This is a genomic window from Alkanindiges illinoisensis (genome assembly GCF_004377485.1).
Taxonomy (GTDB): Bacteria; Pseudomonadota; Gammaproteobacteria; order Pseudomonadales; family Moraxellaceae; genus Alkanindiges; species Alkanindiges illinoisensis_A.
Genome location: NZ_SNTY01000058.1, coordinates 12,778 through 35,733, shown reverse-complemented (window position 1 = coordinate 35,733; position 22,956 = coordinate 12,778). Strand labels below are relative to the sequence as shown.

The window sequence follows — 22,956 nt, the reverse complement described above, 5'->3', positions numbered from 1 at the left end:
TTACATGACATTGAGTCAAATGGTACAGCACCGATTAACTATTTTAACTATCCCGACCAAAATGGCCATTTTGGCAAGTTCGGTGGCCGCTTTGTGTCCGAAACCCTGATGGCAGCGTTACAGGATCTGGAACAGCTCTACAACCGCATGAAAGATGATCCGGAATTCCTGCGCGAATTTGATCATGACATGGCGTACTATGTGGGTCGTCCAAGTCCGCTGTACCATGCGACCCGCTGGTCCAAAGAGCTGGGTGGCGCACAGATTTATTTAAAGCGCGAAGACTTAAATCACACGGGCGCACATAAGGTCAATAACACCATTGGTCAGGCATTGCTGGCCAAGCTGTCTGGCAAAAACCGCATTATTGCTGAAACCGGTGCCGGGCAGCATGGTGTCGCGACGGCAACGATTGCCGCGCGTCTGGGAATGGAATGTGTGGTATACATGGGCGCAGAAGACGTCAAGCGTCAGGCCATGAATGTATACCGTATGCGTTTGCTGGGCGCTACTGTAGTGCCGGTAACGAGTGGCTCTAAAACCCTGAAAGACGCCATGAATGAAGCCATGCGCGACTGGGTAACCAATGTCGACAACACCTATTATGTAATTGGCACTGTAGCCGGGCCGCATCCGTATCCGCAACTGGTACGTGATTTTCAGTCGATTATTGGCCGTGAAGCCCGTCAGCAGATCTTGGATATGACTGGCAAGCTGCCGGATGCATTGGTGGCTTGCGTAGGCGGTGGCAGTAATGCAATGGGCTTGTTTTATCCATTTCTAAATGATGCAGAAGTTAAAATGTATGGCGTTGAAGCCTCCGGTTTTGGAGTGGAAAGCGGCAAACATTCTGCGCCACTTAATGCCGGACGGGTTGGCGTGCTGCATGGTAACCGCACCTATTTAATGAGTGATGATGAAGGCCAGATTATTGAAACCCATAGTATTTCTGCCGGTCTTGATTATCCAGGAGTCGGCCCTGAGCATAGCTTTCTAAAAGACATGAAACGTGTGGAATATGTACCGATCAGTGATGAAGAAGCCTTGCGTGGTTTCCGCGACCTGACCCGGATTGAAGGCATTATTCCAGCGCTTGAAAGTTCACATGCGATGGCTTATGTGACCAAGCTGGCACCCACCATGACCCCCGATCAGAGCATTATTGTGTGTCTGTCTGGCCGTGGTGACAAGGACTTGATGACGGTAGCCAAACTGGATGGGATGGAAATCGTTTAACTGGCAGGTTTAGGTAAATAATCATGCCTAAACCCTAACCTGATAAGGTCAAATCCATGCTGTATGCCGTAATGCTTGGCGGTAAACATTCAAAAGCCCACATTGAAGTGCATGATGTGGTGTTTGCATTTGGGGAGTCATTGCAAGATATTTATCCGCAGCTCAAGCAGCAATGGTTTGGCCTTGCCAAGGGACTGCATATTGATGCCTGGATGGCTATTGATGGTATTGAACAGTATCAGGTGCAGTTGAGCACCGTTGCGCCCCAGCCTGATGCGCCGCGCCTGTATTTTATTAATCTGGGTGGGTATCTGCCGGATGAGTTTGGCGAGGCGCATCGCTATGTGCTGATTGTTGCAAATAGCAAAATGCAGGCACGCGGCAGGGCACGTAAATATCTAATAAAAACTTGGCAACAACCGCATGTTGATGCTGTGCTGGATGTGGATGACTGTTTGCTGATTGATCAGGTGGATGGACGTTTTGTACACCTGGTTGAAGGCAGCCATCAGGGTGTGAAGTTTGAAAATTGCTATGTGGTGATTGGTTAATAGTTCGATAAGGCTTTTAACCCAATATTCTTTATGCTCTTTAATATTTCAATAGAATCAATAAATTATAATTTGTAGTTATTTGATTAAATAGGGTATCCAAATTGAGAATAAACACCTGTTGTAACTTGTTACTTTGAAGTTACTGTTCACTGCCATATAGGCAGCTTAGGAAATTGAATTAAAGTATATTTAGCCGTATACTGTGTACATACAGTATACGATAAAGGCTGAATACCTTGATCAAGAGTTTTAAACATAAAGGTCTTCAGAGCTTTTTTGAAAGTGGTACAACTGCTGGCATTCAGGTTTCTCATTCGCAAAAATTGAGAGTTCTGCTTGCCGCACTTAATACCGCCACGGCTGCTAATGATTTAAGAACTCCGCCAAGCTGGCGTTTGCATAAATTAAGTGGTGATCGTAAAGATTACTGGTCACTTACAGTGAACGGCAACTGGCGTATTATCTTTATATTTAAAGATGGTGATGCCTATATCGTGGACTACCTTGATTATCATTAAATCTTCAACCAGCGCATGAGTGCTAACCATGAATATTATGTTTAATCCCCCTCATCCGGGGGAAGTATTGCGAGAGTATCTTGATGGAGTGTCCGTGACTAACACAGCTAATGCGTTAGGTGTAACTCGTACCAATATTTCACGAATTCTTAACGGCCATACTGGCATTTCCGCCGACATGGCAATTCGCCTAAGTATGGCTTTGGATACTTCTCCTGAATTTTGGCTTAACCTGCAAAATCAGTATGATCTTTGGGCGGCTAGCCAGCAGCAACATGACAATGTTCAAAAAATTTTTGCTCAGCCTGCTTGACGTCAATCAAATAAGTAACTTGTTGTATAGCCAATATAAAAAAGCACCCTGTAAATTAGACGGGGTGTCTAACTTTCAGGGTGCAGTTCATTTCTAACTAGCCTTCTTATTAATCAGATTACTTCCCGGCTGCCCATAAGGCTTCACCAGCTTTAATTGGATCTCCGGTTTTTTCCAGCGTTTCCACCCAAACCGGATACTGCGCCAGTACCGGATGCTGGCTGGGATGAAAGTCGCGTTTGTACCAATCCATATAGGGTTTTTTCATCGAAGACAAAATGCCTTTTTTGCCAAACAGCCACGGCATACCCTGGGCAAACATCTTGATGCGTTCGCGTTTATTAAAACCGTCAGTTTTTAACATGATATTGGTGCGATACAGGGTAAAGCCATACATCATCACGCTAGTTAATGCCAAGGCACGGGCACGCACGGCATAAGGAACCTTGGCTACATTTTGCATCACATCAAAAGCCACGTCCCGATGTTCCATTTCCTCAATGGCATGCCATGCAAACAGGGCACGCACATAAGGATCAACTTCGGCCAGCGTTTCTTTTTTGGCATAAAAGCATTCAGCCATTAATGCAGTCAAGTGTTCGCTGGCGGCGGTAATGGCAATATTGATTTCAGGGCTTTTGTGCTTGAGCCAGTAATCAAAGCGCGATTTCATTTCGCCAATCATGGCATCCACCGGCATGCCCTGATCTTTCATGATCTGGTTCATTTTGTCATGCGCAATGCCATGCTGTGCTTCCTGCAATATAAAATCTTTGACCTTGGCTTGCAGTTCGGGGTCAGTAATCTGGTCGCGGTATAGCCGCACGCTACTAATAAAATAGCGTTCACCATCCGGGAAGGTCAGGCTAAGCGCATCAAACACACGGGTTTTAAAAGGATGGCCACCAAACCAGTAACGTGGCATATGCTGTTCAAGCTGAAAGTCCAAATTTTTTCTCACCTGCATGTCAGCAGCGTATTGAGCGTTTAATGGCGCATTCATGTTAATGCCCTCATTTTTCATGTTGATGCATACAGTATTGATTTTTTATGGTAGAAAGTTTTGACAGCTTTCGCCAAAATTTATACAAATTACGCCATGCAACATACAGCAATCGTCAATAGTAACCAGTTACAGCTCATGGTGCAGTTTATGCAACAGCGCCAGATTGCCTTGTCTGAGGTATTTGATGCCGAACAATTGGCACTGGTGAGTGCGGCCTGTGCTGGCCAGCAAATCAGCCATGTGCCTGTGGCCCAGTTTGTACTGATGCTGGAGCAATTGGCAGAATATTTACAGGAACCGACTATTTCCCTGTCCATTGCACAGGGGATCAACACGGCTAATCTGGGAATTCTGGGCTATTTACTGCATGCCTGTGAAAATATGGGCGAGGCTTTATTGCGCTTGCAGCGTTATGGCAAGTGGATTAGCAACAACATGGAATATATGCAAATTATTCAGCAGGGTAGCCAGATTGAGCTACGCTGGCCAAAACCCAAACTGGCAGAAGGCATCATGCATGAGCTAGGCATGGCGGTGATTCAGCAATTTAGCCTGCAACTGGTTGGGCGGCCCCTCAATGTCAATCATGTGCATTTTGTGCATGCCTTGCGGGGCGCCCCCGAAAACCTGAAAATTTACGAGCAGTTTTTTGGCTGCCCTGTGTTGTTTGAGCAGCCCTATTCTGCATTTAATTTTCCAGCCAGTACGCTTAGTGTTCCTATCGAAAAACCGGACAAGGCCTTGCTGGATATTCTACAGCAGCAGGCAGAGCAGGCACTAAACAGCATGCCCAGCACTGATATTTTCTTGCAGCAGGCCCAGCGCAAGCTGATTGAATTGTGCCAACTGGGTGAGCCAACACTGGCACAACTGGCGCGACAATTGCATTTAAGTACCCGTACCCTGCAACGCCGCCTGATGCAGCATGAAGTAAGTTTTCAGCAATTGCTGGATGAGGTACGTCAGCAGTTGTGTACGCAGTACTTGCATCAGCATGTGCCCTTGAGCGATATTGCGCAGTTGCTGGGCTATTCTGACCAGAGTGCGTTTACCCGCGCTTATAAGCGCTGGACGGGTAGTACCCCACTTCAGCAGCGCCGGTTAAAACATTAAATGGCAAGCAGGAAAAATGGAATAAACCTGCTTTCTCAATAACTTGGGTAGTTATAAGTAATGCTGGGTTTTTGGTTGTATAACCCAATTGGCACAAAACAGGACAAGCTGAACCATATTAAGGACAATAAACCATGAAAAATTTATTTGAGAGTGGCAAGCCACATTATGGCCGCTTTAAGGTTGTGCCACAGTGCATTGATATCCATGACTTTCATTATATATCACCTTTTAAACGCCATATTACTGGCCTTGAAAAAAACCTGCGCTTTAAAAGTTTCCAGTTTATTAGCTTGAACAACAGCCAGTATATGGTGGGCTTGGCAGTAGTTGACCTGGGCTGGGTTGGTCATGGATTTTTTTATTGCTATGACCGGCAAAGCGGCAAGGTATTAGAAAAATCCTTTTTGCAGCCTTTTGGGCAGCATACTCATGTCTGTAATCATCAGGTGGGCAGTTCATCGTTTAAAAAATCCAGCTTTTTGATTGAAATCAAAAAAACTGCCAGTGGACGCATGGTAAAGGTACGGCGTGGCAAGCACTTGCTACTGGATGCAAGTATTGCGATTGAAGATACTGAACCACTGGTACTGTGCAGCCCAACGGGTGCATCAGGCTGGACATATACCCACAAGCAAACGGCGCTGTCCGTAACTGGAAACCTGTATTTTAACCAGCAGGCCATTGATTTAAAAAGCCAGCAGTTTGTGGCGGCTCTCGATGATACCTGTGGCATTTTGCGGCCGGAAACCGCATGGCACTGGTTGTCACTTTCTGGCGTGGAAAGTACAGGCCAGCGCCTGGGGCTTAATCTGGCCAGCGGGGTAAATGAAACCTTTGTGAGTGAAAATTCACTCTGGCTGAATGGCAAAATTTTTGAGCTGCCTGCCGTGCTGTTTGAGCAACAGGCCAAAAACCAGTGGCGTGTATACAGTGCTGATGGCCGTGTTGAGCTGAGTATTGAAACCCAGTGGCGTCGGCATGAGTCCAAGAATTTTGGTGTGGTGGCCAGCCAGTTTAACCAATGGGTGAGTGCTATCTCGGGGAGGGTAGGTTGCCAGGATAAAACCGTTAAGATTGAGGCGCAACCGGGTTTGCTGGAACAGCATTATGCACGGTGGTAAATTTGGCTTGCTGAGGAAAAGTGCTTAATTGATCTAAGGATGGTTCAACCGTACGCTTATCCGTTTAATGGTTAAAGTACCACCGCTAATGTAAAACCATCATGGCCTTTGCAGCCCACGGTTTGCAGGGTGGTGCTGGTGAGTTTTTTCTGCTGAGCCAGATGTTCAAAGTATTCCCGCAGGCCAGTCATGGTGCGGGTGTTGTTGTCAAAATTAACAATGCCACCACCGCGGATCACATTATCCAGAATAATCACAGTGCCCGGACGCGACAGCTTGAGCGCCCAGTCTACATAGTCCTTGTAGCCGGATTTGTCGGCATCAATAAAAATAAAGTCAAACGGGGCAATGCCAGATTGTTCAATCTCTGGAAAAATATCCAGTGCCTTGCCGGCATGAATCTCTACCAGATGCGAAAGTCCGGCAAATTCGATATTCTTACGCGCCAGCGTGACATTGGTGGGCACTGCTTCAAGGCTAATTAAGCGGCCATCTTCTGGCAATGCGCGCGCTAGCCAGATGGTGCTATAGCCAGCCAGTGTGCCAATTTCCAGAATTTTTTTGGCCCCATGAATTTGTGCCAGCATTTGCAGGAACTTGCCTTGCAAACTGGACACGGCAAGGTGAGGCGGCAGGCCAGCATCCAGTGTGGTTTGCAGTACATGCTCAAGCGCCGGATCAGCAGGCATAAAATGCGCTTCCAGATAATCATCTACGGCTGTCCACATTGGCTGGCTCATCGGCACATTCACACATATTGCAAAAATTAGGCGCGGTATTGTGTCATTTTTAGCCCTAAAATTAAAGCCAGCAGCAATATTTGAGCGCTTATCCAAACGTATAAGCGCTGGGTTTGCTCCTGGCTTTATTGTTTTTAGTCCTGCAAAGTCTCTGGCTGTGTAATTGTTTCTGGCAGTGGTTTTAGGCGGGGATATTGGAAAATAATACTCAGCACAGCCACAATGCCCAGAATCCAGCAATAATAGGTGGTTCCAGTAAGTGCAAGTGGAGAGATTTTACCAATGGCACTGGCCAGCAGGATTTGCGCGCCATACGGAATCAGGCCCTGCACCACGCAGGAAAAAATGTCCAGATAGCTGGCCGAGCGTCTTAAGTCTACCAGCTGCGCAATGGCAATATCTTTGGCAACATCTGCTGCCACCACAATGGCCACCACATTATTGGCAACAAACAGGTTGGCGGCAATAATCAACGCAGAAATACCAAATTCACCTGCGCGTTTGCCTGTCATTTTCAGGCGACGGGTGAGCGCAAGAATAGCATTCACCAGCCAGCACAATGCCAATCATTAAAATGGCCAGCACATGCAGGCCGGTAAATGCCAGTGCAAATACCACCACATAGGGAATAATCAATAGTGGCGATAGTGGCTCACTATTAATATGGTGCTGGCCATTGCTCAGAAGCATAAACACCAGAAAGGTAACTACAGCAGCAGGCAGCGCAATCCAGACATTAACCCTGAACTTGTCGCGCAGGCTCACGCCCTGACTGCGGGTGGCTGCAATGGTTGTGTCTGAAATCATCGATAAATTATCGCCAAACATGGCACCGCTAATGATTGCGCCTAGTGCCAGTGGAGCAGCAATACCCGTGGCAGTGGCAACACCGCAATGGGGGCACAGGCAGCTATCGTGCCCATCGACGTGCCCATGGCCGTGGCAATAAACGCAGCAATTACAAACAGTGCCGGCAATACCAGACTAGCGGGAATAAACTGCAAGCCAAACTGTACAGCGGCATCCACGCTGCCAATACTTTTGCTCACGCTGGCAAATGCCCCGGCCAGCATAAACACCATGCACATTAAAATAATATTGGGAGGGGCAGCACCTACCAGAAAGCGCTCAATGGAGTCATTGATGGATTGTTTGTTTAGCATAATGGCCAGCACAATGGCAGGCAGGGCAGCAACCGGGGCTTTTAACTGATAAAAGGCAAATTCAGTGCCTTGCAGGGTGTGATAAATACCACTGCCTAAAAACAGGGCTAGAAATAGCAAAATCGGCAATAGTGCCGTAAAGCGGGGCAGGGGAGCAGTCATGCAGGCAAGAAAAATCTGGAAAGGCTAAGAACTTTGATGATGTTAAGCAATTTGACTTAAAACACCAAAGTCATTCTGCCTGAAAGCTTATAGAAAATTGTTAAATGGCTTGTGGCTGTCAAGGCAGGCATATAAACCCGCTGATAAATGCACGAGCAGATTGTTGAATGGCGTCATTTCAGGCTAGAATCATACCCTTTATGGGAACACAGAAAAATCAGTTATGTCACGTCTTGCTGCGCGCTTTGCTTCTTTAAAAACCACAGGTCGAAAAGCACTGGTATCTTACGTTATGGCCGGTGATCCAGCCCCGCACGTAACTGTACCACTATTGCATGATCTGGTGGCAGCAGGGGCAGACGTACTGGAAGTGGGCCTGCCATTTTCTGATCCCATGGCTGATGGCCCAGCGATTGCACTGGCCGCAGAACGCGCACTGGCTGGCGGCACCAATACCCTAAAAGTGCTGGACATGGTGGCCGAGTTTCGTCAGTCCAATACTGAAACTCCTATTGTACTCATGGGCTATTTAAACCCGCTGGAAATTATTGGCTATGAAAATTTTGCCAAACATGCCAGTAGTGCCGGCGTTGATGGCCTGCTGCTGGTAGACTTGCCGCCCGAAGAAGCTGGCGAGTTGGATGTCGTTTTAAAGCAGTATGATCTAGATCCGATTTTCCTGCTGGCGCCAACCTCAACCGACACCCGTATCCAGCATGTGCTCAATCAGGCACGCGGCTTTATTTATTATGTGTCGCTCAAAGGGGTAACTGGTTCAGCCGCACTGGATACCACTGAAGCAGCTGCACGTATTGCCAAGGTCAAGTCACAAACCAGTCTGCCGGTTGGTGTAGGTTTTGGCATTCGTGATGCCGCCACTGCCAAGCAAATGGGACAGGTTGCCGATGGCGTGATTGTCGGGACTGTGCTGGTACAGCCTTTTGGTGAACATTCTCCTGAAATCGCCCACCAGATGGCGGTTGAGAAGATCAAGGAGCTTCGGGCTGCGCTCGATGAAATTGTATGACCCCAAAAATCAAATCGCCTGTACTGGAAAAAAGTGATGTAACCCCCTGGATTGAGCGTCCGGTGCCGGGTGTGGCACCGCGTGATTATCCGCAAGGCCCGATGTCGCTACACACTGAACCTACGATTGAATGTCCCGAATGTCATTCGGTGGTAACCCGTACAGCGATGGCATTTAATGCCTATGTGTGCCCGCAATGCGATGAACATTTGCGCATGAAAGCCCGTGACCGCCTGAACTGGTTTTTTGATCAGGTGGAGTGCGAACTGGGACAAGAATTTACGCCCAAAGATCCATTGGGTTTTATCGACAGCCAGCCTTACCCTGAGCGACTGGCCAAGGCACAAAAACAAACCAATGAAACTGAAGCACTCCTTGTGATGCAGGGTTTGGTGGGTGCCATTCCCATGATAGCCTGTGCCTTTGAGTTTGATTTTATGGGCGGGTCAATGGGTTCAGTGGTGGGTGACCGTTTTGTGCTGGCTGCCGAAACCGCCATTAACCTGCAACAGCCGCTGATCTGTTTTGCTGCTTCTGGTGGCGCACGCATGCAGGAAGGCATGATTTCCCTGATGCAAATGGCACGTACTGCCGCAGCGACTGAGCGCTTAAAACAGGCCCGGCTACCGTATATTGTGGTGCTCACTCATCCGGTGTATGGCGGGGTAACCGCATCCTTAGCGATGCTGGGCGATATTCATCTGGCTGAACCCAAGGCCATGGTTGGTTTTGCGGGCAAGCGCGTCATTGAACAAACTGTACGTGAAGTGCTGGACGAGCCATTCCAGCGTGCTGAGTTCTTGCTGGATCATGGGGTGATTGACCAGATTGTGCATCGGCATGCGCTCAAGGACACCGTGCAGCGTCTAATTGCAAAACTCATGAACCTGCCTTAAGTATGCGTGCATGAATACTGAAAATACCGCAACAATAGCGCCCACCATTACCTCTTCATTACAGCAGTGGCTGGATTACTGGAGCAGTATCCACGTCACCGCCATTGATCTGGGGCTTGAGCGTATTCGCCCAGTGGCTGAGTATTTGCATCTGCTTAAGCCATTAGCGCATGTAGTAACAGTTGCTGGAACCAATGGCAAAGGTTCAACCACCACTACGATTGCCGCCATTTATCAGGCAGCGGGCTATCAAGTAGGGTTATACCAGTCACCACATATTTACCGCTTTAATGAACGCATCAAAAAGAATGGTGCCGAGGCCGAAGATGCCACGTTAATTGCTGCATTTGTTGCCGTAGAGCAGGCAAGGGTGGCTTGCCAGTTAACGTTGTCATTTTTTGAAGCGACCACGCTGGCTGCGTTTTGGATTTTTCAACAGCAGGCCTGTGATATCTGGGTGCTGGAAGTCGGGCTGGGTGGCCGTCTGGATGCCGTTAACCTGATTGATCCCCATGTGGCCGTGATTACCAATATTGGCCTTGATCATGTCGAATGGCTGGGCAACAGCATTGAAAAAATTGCCTTTGAAAAAGCTGGCATCATGCGTACTGCCATTCCAGTGATCTATGCGGAACCGGCAGGACAAGGTCCAGAATCAAATCCAGTACCACAAGCCATTATTGAGCGGTCACAGCAGTTAAATTGTCCATTATATGTGGCAGGCCGTGATTATAGCTGGCAAACCACCGATGACACATTTTACTATGCCAGTCCATCCTGTACGCTGGCCTTGCCTATACCCAAGCTGGCTCCTGTGAATGTAGCTGCTGCCATTAGTGCCGTATTGCTGGGTACGCCGTCAGTAAATCAGGCTGCTATTATTCACGGTGTGAACGCAGCCTATATTGCAGGGCGTTTTGAGGTGCGACAATTTCAAGACCGCACCCTGATCCTTGATGTTGCGCATAACGTGCATGGCGTACAATTTCTGCTTCATCAGCTACAGTCTCATCAGCAGCAGTTATCAGCTAAAGGCATGAATGACAAAACCCCAAAGATTCACTTGGTTTTTTCCATGCTTGCTGATAAAGATATGGCAGGCGTTGCCAACCTGCTAAAGCCAGTTGTAGCGCACTGGTATATTGCTGCACTGGACAATGAGCGTGCTGCCAGCCTGACACAATTGCGCCACGCCATTACAGGTTTGGAAGCTGTTCAGCAAAGCCCTGAGAGCCAAGATCAGGCACAACCCGTTAGCGAACATGCAACAATCACGGCAGCATTTAGCGCTGCCTTAAATCATAGTCAACCACAAGATATTATTATGGTGTGTGGATCGTTCTACACCCTAGAGGCAGTCTGGGAGTCCTTAGCAACATGGCAATGAACAATAAACAGCGTTGGATGGGTGGCGTTGTATTGCTGGGTGGTGGGGCACTTCTGGCGGCTTTGTTGTTACAGGGACAAGGCGAGCAGGCACTTAGTAATACCACGAGCCAGCCGACCCAAACGATTAGCCAGCAACAGGCACGACCCTCCCAGAACTGGGGTGATGCTGAACTACAGCCCCTGTCCATTGATGTGGAAACCGAACGTCGCCTGCTGGAAAAACAGCGTGCCCAGCGTGAAAAAGCGGTGGCCGAACAGGAAGCCAAAACGGCTGAATATCTGGCTTTGCAACAAAAAGCTGAAGCAGAGGCCGCACGCCGGGCTGCTGAAGAATATGCCAGCCAGCTCGCCAAGCGTCAGGCCAAGCTGGATGCCCAGATGGAAAGTTCTTATTCCATTCCCCCTGAACTGGTGGATGACGACACCCAGCAGAAAACTGCCGAACAGCGTGCTGAGATAGAACGTCTGGCTGCACAGGCCAATGTGCGCGCCGATGAAGCACAAAAAGCCAGTTTACAGGCCGAACAAGCTGCTCAGGCTGCACGCGACAGGGCCGAAAAAGCCCGTAGCGAAAAAGAAGCCCTGCAAAAGGCACAGGCAGAAAAGCTGGAAAAAGATCGTCTGCAAGCCATTGCTGACCGTAAAGCTGAAGCAGAAGCCAAAAAGAAAGAAGCTGAAGCCAAGAAAAAAGAAGCCGAGCTAGCAGCCAAACGCAAAGCGGAAGAAGAGGCCAAGCGTAAAAAAGAGGATGCATTGGCAGCCAAGCGCAAGGCTGAAGACGACGCCAAAACTAAAAAGGAAGAAGAGCAACAGGCCAGGCGCAAAGCAGAAGATGAAGCCAAACGCAAGAAAGAAGCCGAGCTGGCAGCCAAGCGTAAGGCGGATGAGCTAAAAAAAGATGAAGCCAAAAAGGAAGAAGCTAAAAAAGAGCAAGTAAAAAAGGATGAGGCCCGCAAAAAGCAGGAGACTGAAACTGCCCAGCGTAAAAACGCCAGTGGTGATGAAAAAGACTTGCAGGCAGCCAGCAAGAAACTGGAAGAAGAGCGTGGTCGGGCTATTCTGGAAGGGGATACCAAACCGTGGATGGTACAGGTGGCGATTGCTTCCAGTCAGGCCAATGCTGATTCCGTGGTTGCCAGATTACGGGCCAAAGGCTACAAGGTAAAAACCAGCCAGACTTCCAAAGGGGTGCGGGTCATGGTTGGGCCTGAAAAAGGCCGGGCTGCTGCTGATGCCCTGCGTAATCAGGTTGCAAAAGATGATAGCTTAAATGCCAAGAGTGCCTGGGTCATTGACTGGCAGCCGCCTGAAACCAGCGCCAGTTCCAAAAATTAAACCCCGGGCTAATTGGCTAGCCCTAAAATATAATAGATCTCTTGCATAAGTCTGGTTTCGACAAGCTCAACCAACGCTGCCTGAGCCTGTCGAAGGCGAGTTGGTACAACTTATGAAAGAAGTCTAATAACTAACATCAGAGGCTGGGTTTATAGAGCCAAGCCTCTACAAGAAATCCCGAGGATAATTTCAATGATTAAAGGCCACTGCTTGTGTCAAGGTATTCAGTATGAGTATCACGGTGAAATTAATGAAGTGGCCATTTGTCATTGTTATCAGTGCAAACAGGCACAGGGCACGCCATTTGCCACCAATGCACCTGTTTCAACGGCTGCTTTTCAGGTTGTGCAGGGGCAGTCACTATTAAAATCCTATTTTGCATCGCCCAATAAACGCCGGGTATTTTGCAGCCAGTGTGGTAGCCCGCTATTTAGCCAGCGGATGGATCACCCAGAAACAATCCGGTTACGGCTGGGCACAATTACCGAGGGTCATATTCCAGCGCCACAATACCAGATTTACTGTGACTCTAGATCAGCATGGTTTGAACTGGATCAACAAACACCTTGTTATCCAGCTAATAAGCCTTGAAGGTCTAAGCGCTATAAACAATCCTTTACCTGAATCTGATGGCTCAATCTGACCGTTGCCTGAATTTCAAAAATATCAGCCAAGTACCGAACTTGCTACATCAGGATTAAGGCTTGCGTTGGTTACTGTGCGCATTTGGCATAGTGGTATTGGCAGTGGTAGAGATAGCTTGCTGGCTAATCAGATGACGAATGGCTTCGACATGCTTTAGCGTGAAAAAGTGGCCAATATTCTTCCAGATCCCATGAAACCCATAACCCCCTGTTTCATTTCCAGTTCTGCCTTTTCAATCGGCCAGTGCTGATAAATGATTCGGTACATGGCAATAACCAGTCCGGTACGGTCTGAACCATGCTGGCAATGCACCAGCACATTGCCGTACAGATTCCCTTTTTCAATTTCCACCAATGCCTGCGCAATCTGCCAGTCATGGATATTCCAGGTTTTGATGGGAATACGAATCAAGCGAATCCCGGTTTTGCCCAGCACCTCATCATCACTATGCCATTCGCGCAGGTTAATCACCGTTCGAATGTTGAGTTTTTCCAGCTCTAGCGCACTTGGGCGGTTAGGCTGTTCGCTTCGATATAGAGTTGGGGTAACTTGATAAAAATTCCGGCTCTGATCAATTGACGTGGCCCAGTCCAGTGGCCGCTGCTCAGAGATCACCCTGCTGGCCATGCAGGAAAATGTCATCAATCCTGCGAATAAAACACAGAATCGGTAATAAAGTAATTTAGTCATGTTTATTATCTTGATGCATTTAATTGGAATAATAATTATTTTAGAGATATGTTTTTTTAATAAACAGTAGGATGTAGTGAAATATTGCTAAAGCAACTGTTGCTTAGGTTATTTTGAAACATACTTGGGCAGTCGTTAAAAACAGATTTTATTAAAATAGAGTGATGATAAAAAATGCCCTGCATAGCACAGGGCATTTTTATGGTGAACTTATTATTTATTCGGCTGTGGGGTCAGGCGCAGGTAAGGGGTGACAGCCTTGTAGCCTTTGGGAAAGCGCTGCTTGATTTCTTCTTCATCCTTAATAGACGGTACAATCACCACATCATCGCCATCCTGCCAGTTGGCTGGAGTGGCTACTTTATAGTTGTCCGTCAGTTGCAGGGAATCAATCACGCGCAACACTTCATGGAAATTACGGCCAGTACTGGCGGGATAAGTAATAATCAGGCGTACCTTCTTGTTGGGATCAATAATTACCAGCGAGCGTACAGTCAGGGTGTCACTGGCATTCGGGTGAATAAAGCCATAGAGTTCTGATACCTTGCGATCCTGATCGGCAATAATCGGAAAATTCACCGTCGTATTCTGGGTTTCATTAATGTCATTAATCCAGCCTTTGTGCGACTCGGCATCGTCAACAGACAGGGCAATGGCTTTAACATTGCGCTTGGCAAATTCATCTTTTAGTTTTGCAGTAAAACCCAGTTCGGTAGTGCAAACTGGCGTGTAGTCTGCTGGATGAGAAAACAACACGCCCCAGCTGTCACCCAGCCACTCATGAAACTTAATCGTGCCTTCGCTGGAATCCTGTTCAAAATCAGGGGCGGTATCGCCTAAACGAATGGTCATGCTCATGCTCCTTTTATTGTCTGTGTACTCATTTGAGTATTTTAGCAAGCTGTACTATGCACCCAATCTTATTGAATTGAAAAGCAATGTTTCTGCATTTTTATATCATTTTTGTAGATAAGCAAACTGCTAAAACCGTGTGTCAAACAGTAATATCACGCCCAAGATAAAGTGGGAGCGACAAAATAAAATCAGCTTTTTGCAGTTTCTTTGTCATCTAGTACTTGCACTTATTTAAGCTGCCACCATAATAGCCAACAGGCAAAAATAACGCTGTTCATATTAAGTTAGGGTATTTGAGAGTTTAGTCCATGTTAGCAAGTCTTATCGGAGGTATCTTCGGTACTAAAAATGAGCGTGAGCTCAAAAGAATGCGCAAAAATGTCGAAGCCATTAATGCACTAGAACCGACGATATCAGCGTTAAGCGATGCTGAATTATCCCAGAAAACCGTAGAGTTCAGGCAGCGCTATCAGCAGGGCGAAACACTGGACAAACTGTTGCCAGAGGCGTTTGCCGTATGCCGTGAAGCGGCAAAGCGTGTGCTGGGCATGCGCCATTACGATGTACAGCTCATTGGCGGTATGACCCTGCATGAAGGCAAGATTGCCGAGATGCGCACGGGTGAAGGTAAAACCCTGATGGGAACGCTGGCGTGCTATCTCAATGCCATTAGTGGTGCCGGTGTACATGTCATTACAGTTAACGATTATTTGGCGTCACGTGATGCCGAGCTGAACCGTCCGTTATTTGAATTTTTGGGCTTAAGCATTGGTGTGATTTACTCCATGCAGCCACCGCCGGAAAAGCATGACGCTTACCGCGCAGACATTACTTACGGCACCAACAACGAATTTGGCTTTGATTATCTACGCGACAACATGGTGTTTTCGCTGGATGAAAAAAAACAGCGCGGCCTGAATTTTGCCATCATTGACGAAGTAGATTCCATTTTAATTGATGAAGCCCGCACGCCATTAATTATTTCTGGCCAGAGCGAGGATTCCTCGCGCATGTATGCCATGATCAATCTGCTGGCGCCTAAATTGAAACGCCAGAAAGAAGAAAAAGTGCCAGATGGTGGCCATTTCTGGATTGATGAAAAACAGCGCTCTATTGAAATGACCGAAACCGGTTATGAGTTTGTAGAGCAGCAACTGATTGAAATGGGCTTACTGGCTGAAGGCGAGAGCCTGTATTCGGCTGCCAACCTGAATCTGGTGCATCATGTCAATGCTGCGGTGCGTGCCCATCACCTGTTCCAGCGCGACGTGCATTATATTGTGCATGATGGCGAAATTGTGATTGTGGATGAGCACACTGGTCGTACCATGCAGGGCCGTCGCTGGTCAGAAGGTTTGCATCAGGCGGTTGAAGCCAAAGAAGGCGTCAATATTCAGCCGGAAAACCAGACACTGGCCACCACCACTTTCCAGAATTATTTCCGCTTGTACACCAAGCTGGCTGGTATGACCGGGACTGCGGATACCGAAGCCACTGAATTTCAGCAAATTTATAATCTGGATGTGGTGATTATTCCAACCCATCGCCCGATGGTGCGTAATGACCAGAATGACCTGATTTACCTAACCCGTGAAGGCAAATACAACGCCATCATTGAAGAAATCAAGCAAATCAAGTCGCAAAAAAATGCCCCGATTCTGGTCGGGACTGCCACGATTGAAGGCAGTGAATACCTGTCACACAAACTGACCCAGGCCGGTATTCCACATGAAGTCCTGAATGCCAAGCAGCATGAGCGCGAAGCGGATATTATTGCCCAGGCTGGCCGTCCCGGTGCCGTGACCATTGCCACCAACATGGCAGGCCGTGGTACAGACATTCTGCTGGGCGGTAACTGGAAGGCGCTGGCCAGTCATCTGGAAAACCCGACACCTGAACAGCTAGAGCAGCTCAAGCAGGAATGGGAAGTCAATCACCAGCAGGTACTGGAAGCAGGTGGCTTACATATTATCGGTTCCGAGCGGCATGAATCACGCCGGATTGATAACCAGCTGCGTGGCCGTGCAGGGCGTCAGGGTGATCCGGGCGTTTCACGTTTCTACCTGTCGCTTGAAGATGACCTGATGCGTATTTTTGCCGGTGACCGTGTGGTTGGCATGATGCGTGCGATGGGTCTTAAGGAAGATGAAGCCATTGAACATAAAATGGTGAGTCGCTCCATTGAAAATGCCCAACGTAAAGTGGAAGCCCGCAACTTTGATATCCGTAAAAACCTGCTAAAGTATGATGATGTTGCCAACGAACAGCGCAAGATCATCTATAGTCAGCGCGATGCCATTTTGGCAGAAAGCTCGCTACAGGATGGCATCCTTAATATGCACCATGATGTGATTGCCGGGCTGGTCGGTAACTATATTCCACCGGGTAGCATTGAAGATCAGTGGGATGTACCGGGTCTGGAAGCTGCTTTAAAACAGGAATTAAGCCTTGAGCTGCCGGTCCAGCAATGGCTGAATGAAGACCGTCGCCTGGATGAAGAAGCCTTGCTTGAAAAAGTCATTCAGGCAGGCACAGAGCGCTATCTCGCGCGTCGTGAGCAAATGGGTGAAGACACGGCACCCATGCTGGAACGGCATTTTATGCTGCAATCACTGGACAAGCACTGGAAAGAACATCTGGCAGCTATGGATTACTTGCGTCAGGGCATTCATTTGCGTGGTTACGCGCAAAAGAATCCGGAGCAGGAATACAAGCGTGAAGCCTTTAGTCTGTTTCAGGCCCTGCTGGGTGGCATCAAGACAGAGGTGGTACAGGATCTGGCGCGTGTTCATTTGCCAACCGCTGAGGAGCTAGCCGAACTGGAAGCGCAGCAGCAACGTGATGCAGAAGCCATGAAGCTGTCATTCCAGCACAGTGAAATGGATGGCCTAACCGGTGAAATGCATCAGGACCCTGAACTGGCTGCCTTAAATGAGGCAGAAGCCCAGCGCGCGTTCCAGCAACAACAGGCCAATAATCCCTATGCCAATGTCAGTCGCAATGCACCATGTCCCTGTGGCTCTGGCAAGAAGTTCAAGCAATGTCATGGCCGTTTGGCTTAAAGTATGATGCTGCTTTTGAGTAGCACTGGAAAAACGGGCAAATAGCCCGTTTTTTTATATAAGATTTTAGATAGGCTAAACAATATCATGTCGTCCAGTTTGGCCTGTTTAGCGTTAACAGTACATTGCTAGCTGTAATTTGGAAAAGTGAATGAAAGTGGCTAAAAATCTGTTACCGTGGTTATTGATTGCAAGTAGCATCATTATTGCCTCAATAACCTATCGTCATCAGGCTAGTCTTGATGAAACCAAAGCAGCAGATAAAGCAGCTCAACAGGATAACAAGCAATCAGCAGCCACGGCAAATCAGGCTAATGCATCCAGTTCCCCTGAAGTACCCATTCAGGTCACTTATCAGTGTGATGATCAAAACCCAATTCAGGCCACCTATTCTGCCATTAACTCCAACCCATCCAATGTGACACTATATATTAATGGACAGCAGTATCAGCTGTATCGTGTGCCTTCGCAGGTGGGCAAGCTGTATGCCACTGAGCAGGGAATCAATCCGGGGCAGGGCATGCGCTGGCATGTACAAGGACTGGAAGCGCGCCTGGTTACTATGACGCTTGACCACACGGCCACAGCCGATAAAGAACAATTGCTGATGCGCTGCCAGCAACCGGTATAGCACAGGAAATTTAACTTCTTAGTCATTGAGCACAATCGGCAGAATAACTTCGGCAAAGCCGCTCAAGAAAAAGCATGAGTTTTTTTTAAAGCCTGCCCATGCTTATTCAACAGTTTTTTGTATACTAGCAACACGAAAAGCCCAATTCTTTAAACTAACGATAACAGGAATTAAATCATGGCGGTTGGTGATCTTTCGATGCCGGAAATGCTTCCCATACGAGGCATAAAAATCGGAATTAGTGAAGCGTATATTCGGTATAAAAATCGCCGTGATCTGGTGGTGTTTGAGCTGGCGGAAGACTCCACTGTTGCTGCCGTATTTACTAAAAATGCGTTTTGTGCTGCACCCGTGCAATTGGCGCGTCATCATTTACAAGTCGCTGCACCACGCTATCTAGTGATTAACACAGGAAATGCCAATGCCGGAACCGGGTTGCGCGGGCTGGAAACCACTGCTGAAACCTGTCAGGCACTGGCCCAGTTGACTGGTGTTCAAGCCAGCCAGGTGTTGCCATTTTCAACTGGGGTCATTGGTGAGCAACTGCCGGTTGACCGTCTGATTGCTGGCCTGCCAGCTGCCCTAAAAGACCTGTCCATTGATGCCTGGCGTGATGCTGGTGCTGGCATTATGACCACTGACACCCTGCCAAAAGGGGCGTCGGAAGTGATTGAAGTGGAAGGCCAGCGCTATACCCTTACCGGAATCAGCAAGGGCGCCGGTATGATTCGTCCAAACATGGCCACCATGCTGGGCTTTGTCGCAACGGATGCTCCAATTGCCAAACCATTGCTGGAACAGCTATTAAAAGCAGTGGTTGAGCAATCCTTTAACCGCATTACCATTGATGGTGATACCTCAACCAATGATGCCTGTGTTCTGGTGGCAACAGGCAAGGCCGGCGGTACAGTGATAGAAACCGCGCAGGATAGCCGTTATGAAGCGTTGCTTGCTGCCCTACAGCGTGTGTTTACCCGTCTGGCGCAACTGATTGTACGTGATGGTGAAGGCGCCACCAAATTCATTACAGTACGGGTTGAACAAGGCCAGAATACGCAGGAATGCTGTGACATTGCCTATAGCGTGGCGCATTCTCCATTGATTAAAACCGCTTTTTTTGCCTCAGACCCAAACTGGGGCCGTATTCTGGCGGCAGTGGGCAAGGCTGGCGTAGCGGAACTGGACGTATCCAAAATCCAGGTCTGGCTGGATGATGTCCAAATCTGTCGTGATGGCGGTGCTGCCCCGGACTATACCGAAGCACAAGGTGCACGCGTCATGCAGCAGGAAGAAATTACCATCCGTATTGCACTGGGACGTGGCGAGGCTAGCGATACCGTATGGACCTGCGATTTGTCCTATGATTATGTCAAGATCAATGCAGACTATCGTTCCTAATAAGCTGATTGCTAAAATCATCAAAAAAACGATCTCAACAGGGGTCGTTTTTTATTGAAACTAGAAAATTGAAATAGGCTATTTGACATAGAGAATTAAAAATAAAGATGCAAAACAAAGCGTGTTTAATACTAAACCACAATCAAAAAAAAGAATTTCTCTGTTTCAATGTTGTTTATTTAAAACAGCAGAAGGACAACATCATCATGACTCAAGCAAACGAGCAAGCTCAGCAGCCACAAAACGAAAGCCGTGAGTTTCCAGATTATGTGCCAGACGTCGTGTTTAAAACCCGGGTACGTGATGAAAGCATTGGTGGAGAAAACCCGTTTCGCTGGCAAGAAGTGAGCACCGATGATATTTTCAAAGGCCGTAAAGTCATTGTCGTGGCGTTGCCCGGTGCGTTCACGCCAACCTGTTCCAGCACGCATTTACCGGGTTATGAAGAACAATATGATGCCTTTAAACAACATGGCATTGATGATATTTACTGTATCGCCGTTAACGATGCCTTTGTGATGTACCAGTGGAGCAAAAAACTGGGTGTTGAAAAGGTCAAAATGCTGCCCGACGGCAATGCAGATTTTACCACTGGCATGAATATGCTGGTGAAGAAAAACAATCTGGGCTTTGGTGACCGCTCATGGCGCTATTCCATGCTGGTGGATGACAAGAAAATCGTTAAAATCTTTGCTGAACCCAACATGTCTGACAATTGCCCGAGTGATCCGTTTGAGGTATCTGATGCACAAACCATGCTGGACTTTCTGGCCCAGCAGCAAGCCTGAAATTATCCATTGGTTTGAGTAACTAATAAAATTCTGGTGCAGGTAAGATGATTTAGTAATGCCTGCGCCAGTTTTGTGTTTTTAAAATTTTGTATGTTCACTATATTTTTTCATGCTTCAAAAACTCGCAGCATTGAAATTGATAAAATTTGCCCTATAAAAACAGCATAATCTGCTCGTATACTATCAATCCTGCCATCCTTTGATTAAAGCCCGTCACGCGTGTTTAGCCAGCCTGCGTGCTTTATTGCAAAGCCAGTCTACTGTTTCACCCCTTGCCTAAGAGATATTTACGTCCATGACAGAAACTATCCTGATAGAAAATGAAGCCAAAGCACTGGTACAGGAGCATCTGGATCGTTTGGGACAACCCAAGGAAATTCAGCTTAATGATGCCGAAAAGCAGGCGCTGTATGACGAAATTGCTGCTGAATTAAAACAGCGTAATGCTGTACTGGTGGCACATTATTACTGTGACCCTGAAATTCAGGCACTGGCTGAAGCAACGGGCGGCTGTGTTTCAGATTCACTGGAAATGGCCCGCTTTGGCCGTGACCATCCGGCAACCACCCTGATGGTAGCAGGCGTCAAGTTTATGGGTGAAACCTCCAAAATCCTGTCTCCTGAAAAAACTGTTCTGATGCCAACTTTAGAGGCCACCTGCTCACTGGATCTAGGCTGTCCGATTGATGAGTTTAGTGCGTTTTGTGACCAGCACCCTGACCATACCGTGGTGGTCTATGCCAACACCTCGGCAGCAGTAAAAGCGCGGGCAGACTGGGTAGTGACCTCCAGCTGTGCCGTTGAAATTATTGAGCATCTGGACAGTCTGGGCGAAAAAATCATTTGGGCACCGGATCAGCATCTGGGTCGTTATATCCAGAAAAAAACCGGAGCAGATATGCTGCTATGGGATGGCGCCTGCATTGTGCATGAAGAATTTCGTGCACGGGGCATTGCACAAATGAAGGCCTTGTATCCCGATGCTGCGGTGCTGGTGCATCCAGAATCACCAGAATCTGTGGTGGCCATTGCCGATGCGGTAGGTAGCACCAGCCAGCTGATTAAGGCCGCGCAAACTTTGCCACATCAAACCATGATTGTGGCTACGGATCGCGGGATTTTTTACAAAATGCAGCAGGCTGCACCAAGCAAAACCCTGATTGAAGCACCAACCGCAGGCGAGGGAGCAACCTGTCGTTCCTGTGCCCATTGCCCGTGGATGGCCATGAATGGTCTGGATAATATTTTGCACGTTTTAAAGACTGGTGATCAGGAAATTTTTGTTGATCCTGCATTAGCGCAGCGTGCAAAACTACCGCTGGATCGTATGCTGAACTTTACAGCCAGTTTAAAACGCTGAAAAAATCTGCAATATCAGTTGTTTTGATGGATAAATAAACGGTTGATGTATTAAAACGTATTTTTTTAAATACAGGTGTTGACGAGTGACGCGCTCACGCCTAGAATGCACACCGTACCGCACACAGTGTGATACAAAAAGCTGAGATGATCGGAGTATGGCGCAGTCTGGTAGCGCACCTGCTTTGGGAGCAGGGGGTCCAAGGTTCGAATCCTTGTGCTCCGACCAGTTAATCGGCGGTTTATTGTAGTGCAGCCGCGTGATAACCTAAATAATTGTTAGGCATCAGCAATCATGCGCCTGTAGCTCAGTTGGATAGAGCACCCGCCTTCTAAGCGGGTGGTCACAGGTTCGAATCCTGTCAGGCGCGCCACATCATGCCGCCAGCTTTTATATTAAAGCATCAAAACAATGCATCTTGCATTATCTATGGTGGCTATAGCTCAGTTGGTAGAGCCCCGGGTTGTGATCTCGGTTGTCGTGGGTTCGAGTCCCATTAGCCACCCCATTTCCTTATTATAAAGCATTGTAAAACAGCAAGTTAGTGTATTAGTACGTTGCTAGTAGCTGCCTTTCTATTCCCATTCCATTCCCATCGTTTTTGAAAGTTTTGAATGAAAAACCAACAAAACAGCCAGATATTGGGATTTTAAAAAAAGTTGGGGACTAGCGTTTTTTTGAGGTAATAAAGTAATATTTTTTAAATACCACAATATAAACAATAAGATGCAGTTAATTAGTGAAGTAACAATCAGGTAATATTGAAGTAACTTATTACTGTATAAAAAGGCAATACCTACTAATATATATTTATAGTAAAAACAGCTACTTATAAAACATTACCTATAAAATTACAAAAAAATACCTCAAAATGTAATAAATATTTGTTATTAAAATCAGTAGCTTATGCCTAATTATTACTTTATTACTTCAAATCCCTGCTAATCC

Annotated in this window: 20 protein-coding genes, 3 tRNA genes and 1 pseudogene; 19 read left to right on the top strand and 5 right to left on the bottom strand. The window is 47.4% G+C overall.

Annotated features, from left to right (window positions below; translation table 11 throughout):
- The first annotated feature begins 9 nt into the window (after positions 1 to 9).
- From trpB to E2B99_RS11485, 4 genes are all read left to right on the top strand, one after another.
- Positions 10 to 1,236, top strand: coding sequence for a tryptophan synthase subunit beta (trpB, locus tag E2B99_RS11500; RefSeq protein ID WP_134245210.1), 1,227 nt, complete (start codon positions 10 to 12; stop codon positions 1,234 to 1,236).
- 56 nt (positions 1,237 to 1,292) lie between these two features.
- Complete coding sequence (locus tag E2B99_RS11495; RefSeq protein WP_134245071.1) at positions 1,293 to 1,787, top strand: DUF1543 domain-containing protein; 495 nt, start codon at positions 1,293 to 1,295, stop codon at positions 1,785 to 1,787.
- 239 nt (positions 1,788 to 2,026) lie between these two features.
- The gene (locus tag E2B99_RS11490; RefSeq protein ID WP_134245070.1) at positions 2,027 to 2,308 is read left to right on the top strand and encodes a type II toxin-antitoxin system RelE/ParE family toxin; all 282 of its coding nucleotides are present in this window, start codon (positions 2,027 to 2,029) and stop codon (positions 2,306 to 2,308) included.
- Positions 2,309 to 2,336: 28 nt separating this feature from the next.
- On the top strand, positions 2,337 to 2,621 hold the full coding sequence (locus E2B99_RS11485) for a HigA family addiction module antitoxin (RefSeq protein WP_134245069.1): 285 nt from the start codon (positions 2,337 to 2,339) through the stop codon (positions 2,619 to 2,621).
- A 118-nt stretch (positions 2,622 to 2,739) separates the two neighbouring features.
- Here E2B99_RS11485 and E2B99_RS11480 read toward each other — a convergent pair whose 3' ends face one another.
- A complete protein-coding gene (locus tag E2B99_RS11480) occupies positions 2,740 to 3,624 on the bottom strand; it encodes a metal-dependent hydrolase (RefSeq protein ID WP_134245068.1) in 885 nt (294 codons plus the stop codon).
- A 96-nt stretch (positions 3,625 to 3,720) separates the two neighbouring features.
- Here E2B99_RS11480 and E2B99_RS11475 point away from each other — a divergent pair, with 96 nt between their 5' ends.
- Positions 3,721 to 4,740 (top strand): AraC family transcriptional regulator, encoded by a 1,020-nt coding sequence (locus E2B99_RS11475; protein WP_134245067.1) that lies wholly within the window; start codon positions 3,721 to 3,723, stop codon positions 4,738 to 4,740.
- 134 nt (positions 4,741 to 4,874) lie between these two features.
- Complete coding sequence (locus tag E2B99_RS11470) at positions 4,875 to 5,864, top strand: DUF2804 domain-containing protein (RefSeq protein WP_134245066.1); 990 nt, start codon at positions 4,875 to 4,877, stop codon at positions 5,862 to 5,864.
- 71 nt (positions 5,865 to 5,935) lie between these two features.
- Here E2B99_RS11470 and E2B99_RS11465 read toward each other — a convergent pair whose 3' ends face one another.
- Together E2B99_RS11465 and E2B99_RS11460 are read right to left on the bottom strand one after the other, a co-directional pair.
- Positions 5,936 to 6,604, bottom strand: a complete 669-nt coding sequence (locus tag E2B99_RS11465; protein WP_134245065.1) for an O-methyltransferase — start codon at positions 6,602 to 6,604, stop codon at positions 5,936 to 5,938.
- A 134-nt stretch (positions 6,605 to 6,738) separates the two neighbouring features.
- Positions 6,739 to 7,929 (bottom strand): annotated as a pseudogene (locus E2B99_RS11460) (Na+/H+ antiporter NhaC family protein).
- Positions 7,930 to 8,152: 223 nt separating this feature from the next.
- Here E2B99_RS11460 and trpA point away from each other — a divergent pair.
- The 5 genes from trpA (at position 8,153) to E2B99_RS11435 (ending at position 13,167) form a co-directional block, all read left to right on the top strand.
- Positions 8,153 to 8,956: a tryptophan synthase subunit alpha gene (trpA, locus tag E2B99_RS11455; RefSeq protein ID WP_134245064.1), complete on the top strand. Its 804-nt coding sequence runs from the start codon at positions 8,153 to 8,155 to the stop codon at positions 8,954 to 8,956.
- The gene (accD, locus tag E2B99_RS11450; protein WP_134245063.1) at positions 8,953 to 9,852 is read left to right on the top strand and encodes an acetyl-CoA carboxylase, carboxyltransferase subunit beta; all 900 of its coding nucleotides are present in this window, start codon (positions 8,953 to 8,955) and stop codon (positions 9,850 to 9,852) included. The genes trpA and accD overlap by 4 nt, the downstream gene beginning before the upstream one ends.
- A gap of 10 nt (positions 9,853 to 9,862) precedes the next feature.
- On the top strand, positions 9,863 to 11,239 hold the full coding sequence (gene folC, locus E2B99_RS11445) for a bifunctional tetrahydrofolate synthase/dihydrofolate synthase (RefSeq protein WP_134245062.1): 1,377 nt from the start codon (positions 9,863 to 9,865) through the stop codon (positions 11,237 to 11,239).
- Entirely contained in the window at positions 11,230 to 12,576 is a 1,347-nt protein-coding gene (locus tag E2B99_RS11440; protein WP_134245061.1) for an SPOR domain-containing protein, read from the top strand. The genes folC and E2B99_RS11440 overlap by 10 nt, the downstream gene beginning before the upstream one ends.
- A gap of 192 nt (positions 12,577 to 12,768) precedes the next feature.
- The gene (locus E2B99_RS11435; RefSeq protein ID WP_134245060.1) at positions 12,769 to 13,167 is read left to right on the top strand and encodes a GFA family protein; all 399 of its coding nucleotides are present in this window, start codon (positions 12,769 to 12,771) and stop codon (positions 13,165 to 13,167) included.
- A 207-nt stretch (positions 13,168 to 13,374) separates the two neighbouring features.
- Here E2B99_RS11435 and E2B99_RS11430 read toward each other — a convergent pair whose 3' ends face one another.
- Positions 13,375 to 13,863 carry a dual specificity protein phosphatase family protein gene (locus E2B99_RS11430; RefSeq protein WP_166739041.1) on the bottom strand — a complete coding sequence of 163 codons (489 nt, stop codon included), beginning with the start codon at positions 13,861 to 13,863 and terminating at the stop codon, positions 13,375 to 13,377.
- 261 nt (positions 13,864 to 14,124) lie between these two features.
- Positions 14,125 to 14,763, bottom strand: coding sequence for a peroxiredoxin (locus tag E2B99_RS11425; RefSeq protein ID WP_134245058.1), 639 nt, complete (start codon positions 14,761 to 14,763; stop codon positions 14,125 to 14,127).
- A gap of 311 nt (positions 14,764 to 15,074) precedes the next feature.
- Between E2B99_RS11425 and secA the strand changes: the two genes are divergently transcribed.
- The 8 genes from secA to E2B99_RS11385 all read left to right on the top strand — a co-directional run bounded on the left by secA (position 15,075) and on the right by E2B99_RS11385 (position 22,516).
- A complete protein-coding gene (gene secA, locus E2B99_RS11420; RefSeq protein WP_134245057.1) occupies positions 15,075 to 17,828 on the top strand; it encodes a preprotein translocase subunit SecA in 2,754 nt (917 codons plus the stop codon).
- A 151-nt stretch (positions 17,829 to 17,979) separates the two neighbouring features.
- Complete coding sequence (locus E2B99_RS11415) at positions 17,980 to 18,459, top strand: MliC family protein (RefSeq protein ID WP_134245056.1); 480 nt, start codon at positions 17,980 to 17,982, stop codon at positions 18,457 to 18,459.
- Between the two features lie 177 nt (positions 18,460 to 18,636).
- Complete coding sequence (gene argJ, locus E2B99_RS11410) at positions 18,637 to 19,857, top strand: bifunctional glutamate N-acetyltransferase/amino-acid acetyltransferase ArgJ (protein WP_134245055.1); 1,221 nt, start codon at positions 18,637 to 18,639, stop codon at positions 19,855 to 19,857.
- Between the two features lie 206 nt (positions 19,858 to 20,063).
- Complete coding sequence (locus E2B99_RS11405; RefSeq protein WP_134245054.1) at positions 20,064 to 20,645, top strand: peroxiredoxin; 582 nt, start codon at positions 20,064 to 20,066, stop codon at positions 20,643 to 20,645.
- 298 nt (positions 20,646 to 20,943) lie between these two features.
- Positions 20,944 to 22,008, top strand: coding sequence for a quinolinate synthase NadA (gene nadA / locus E2B99_RS11400; RefSeq protein ID WP_134245053.1), 1,065 nt, complete (start codon positions 20,944 to 20,946; stop codon positions 22,006 to 22,008).
- Between the two features lie 151 nt (positions 22,009 to 22,159).
- Positions 22,160 to 22,236, top strand: a tRNA-Pro gene (locus E2B99_RS11395).
- A 68-nt stretch (positions 22,237 to 22,304) separates the two neighbouring features.
- A tRNA-Arg gene (locus tag E2B99_RS11390) sits at positions 22,305 to 22,381 on the top strand.
- Between the two features lie 59 nt (positions 22,382 to 22,440).
- Positions 22,441 to 22,516 (top strand) — tRNA-His (locus E2B99_RS11385).
- Positions 22,517 to 22,956 lie beyond the last annotated feature (440 nt).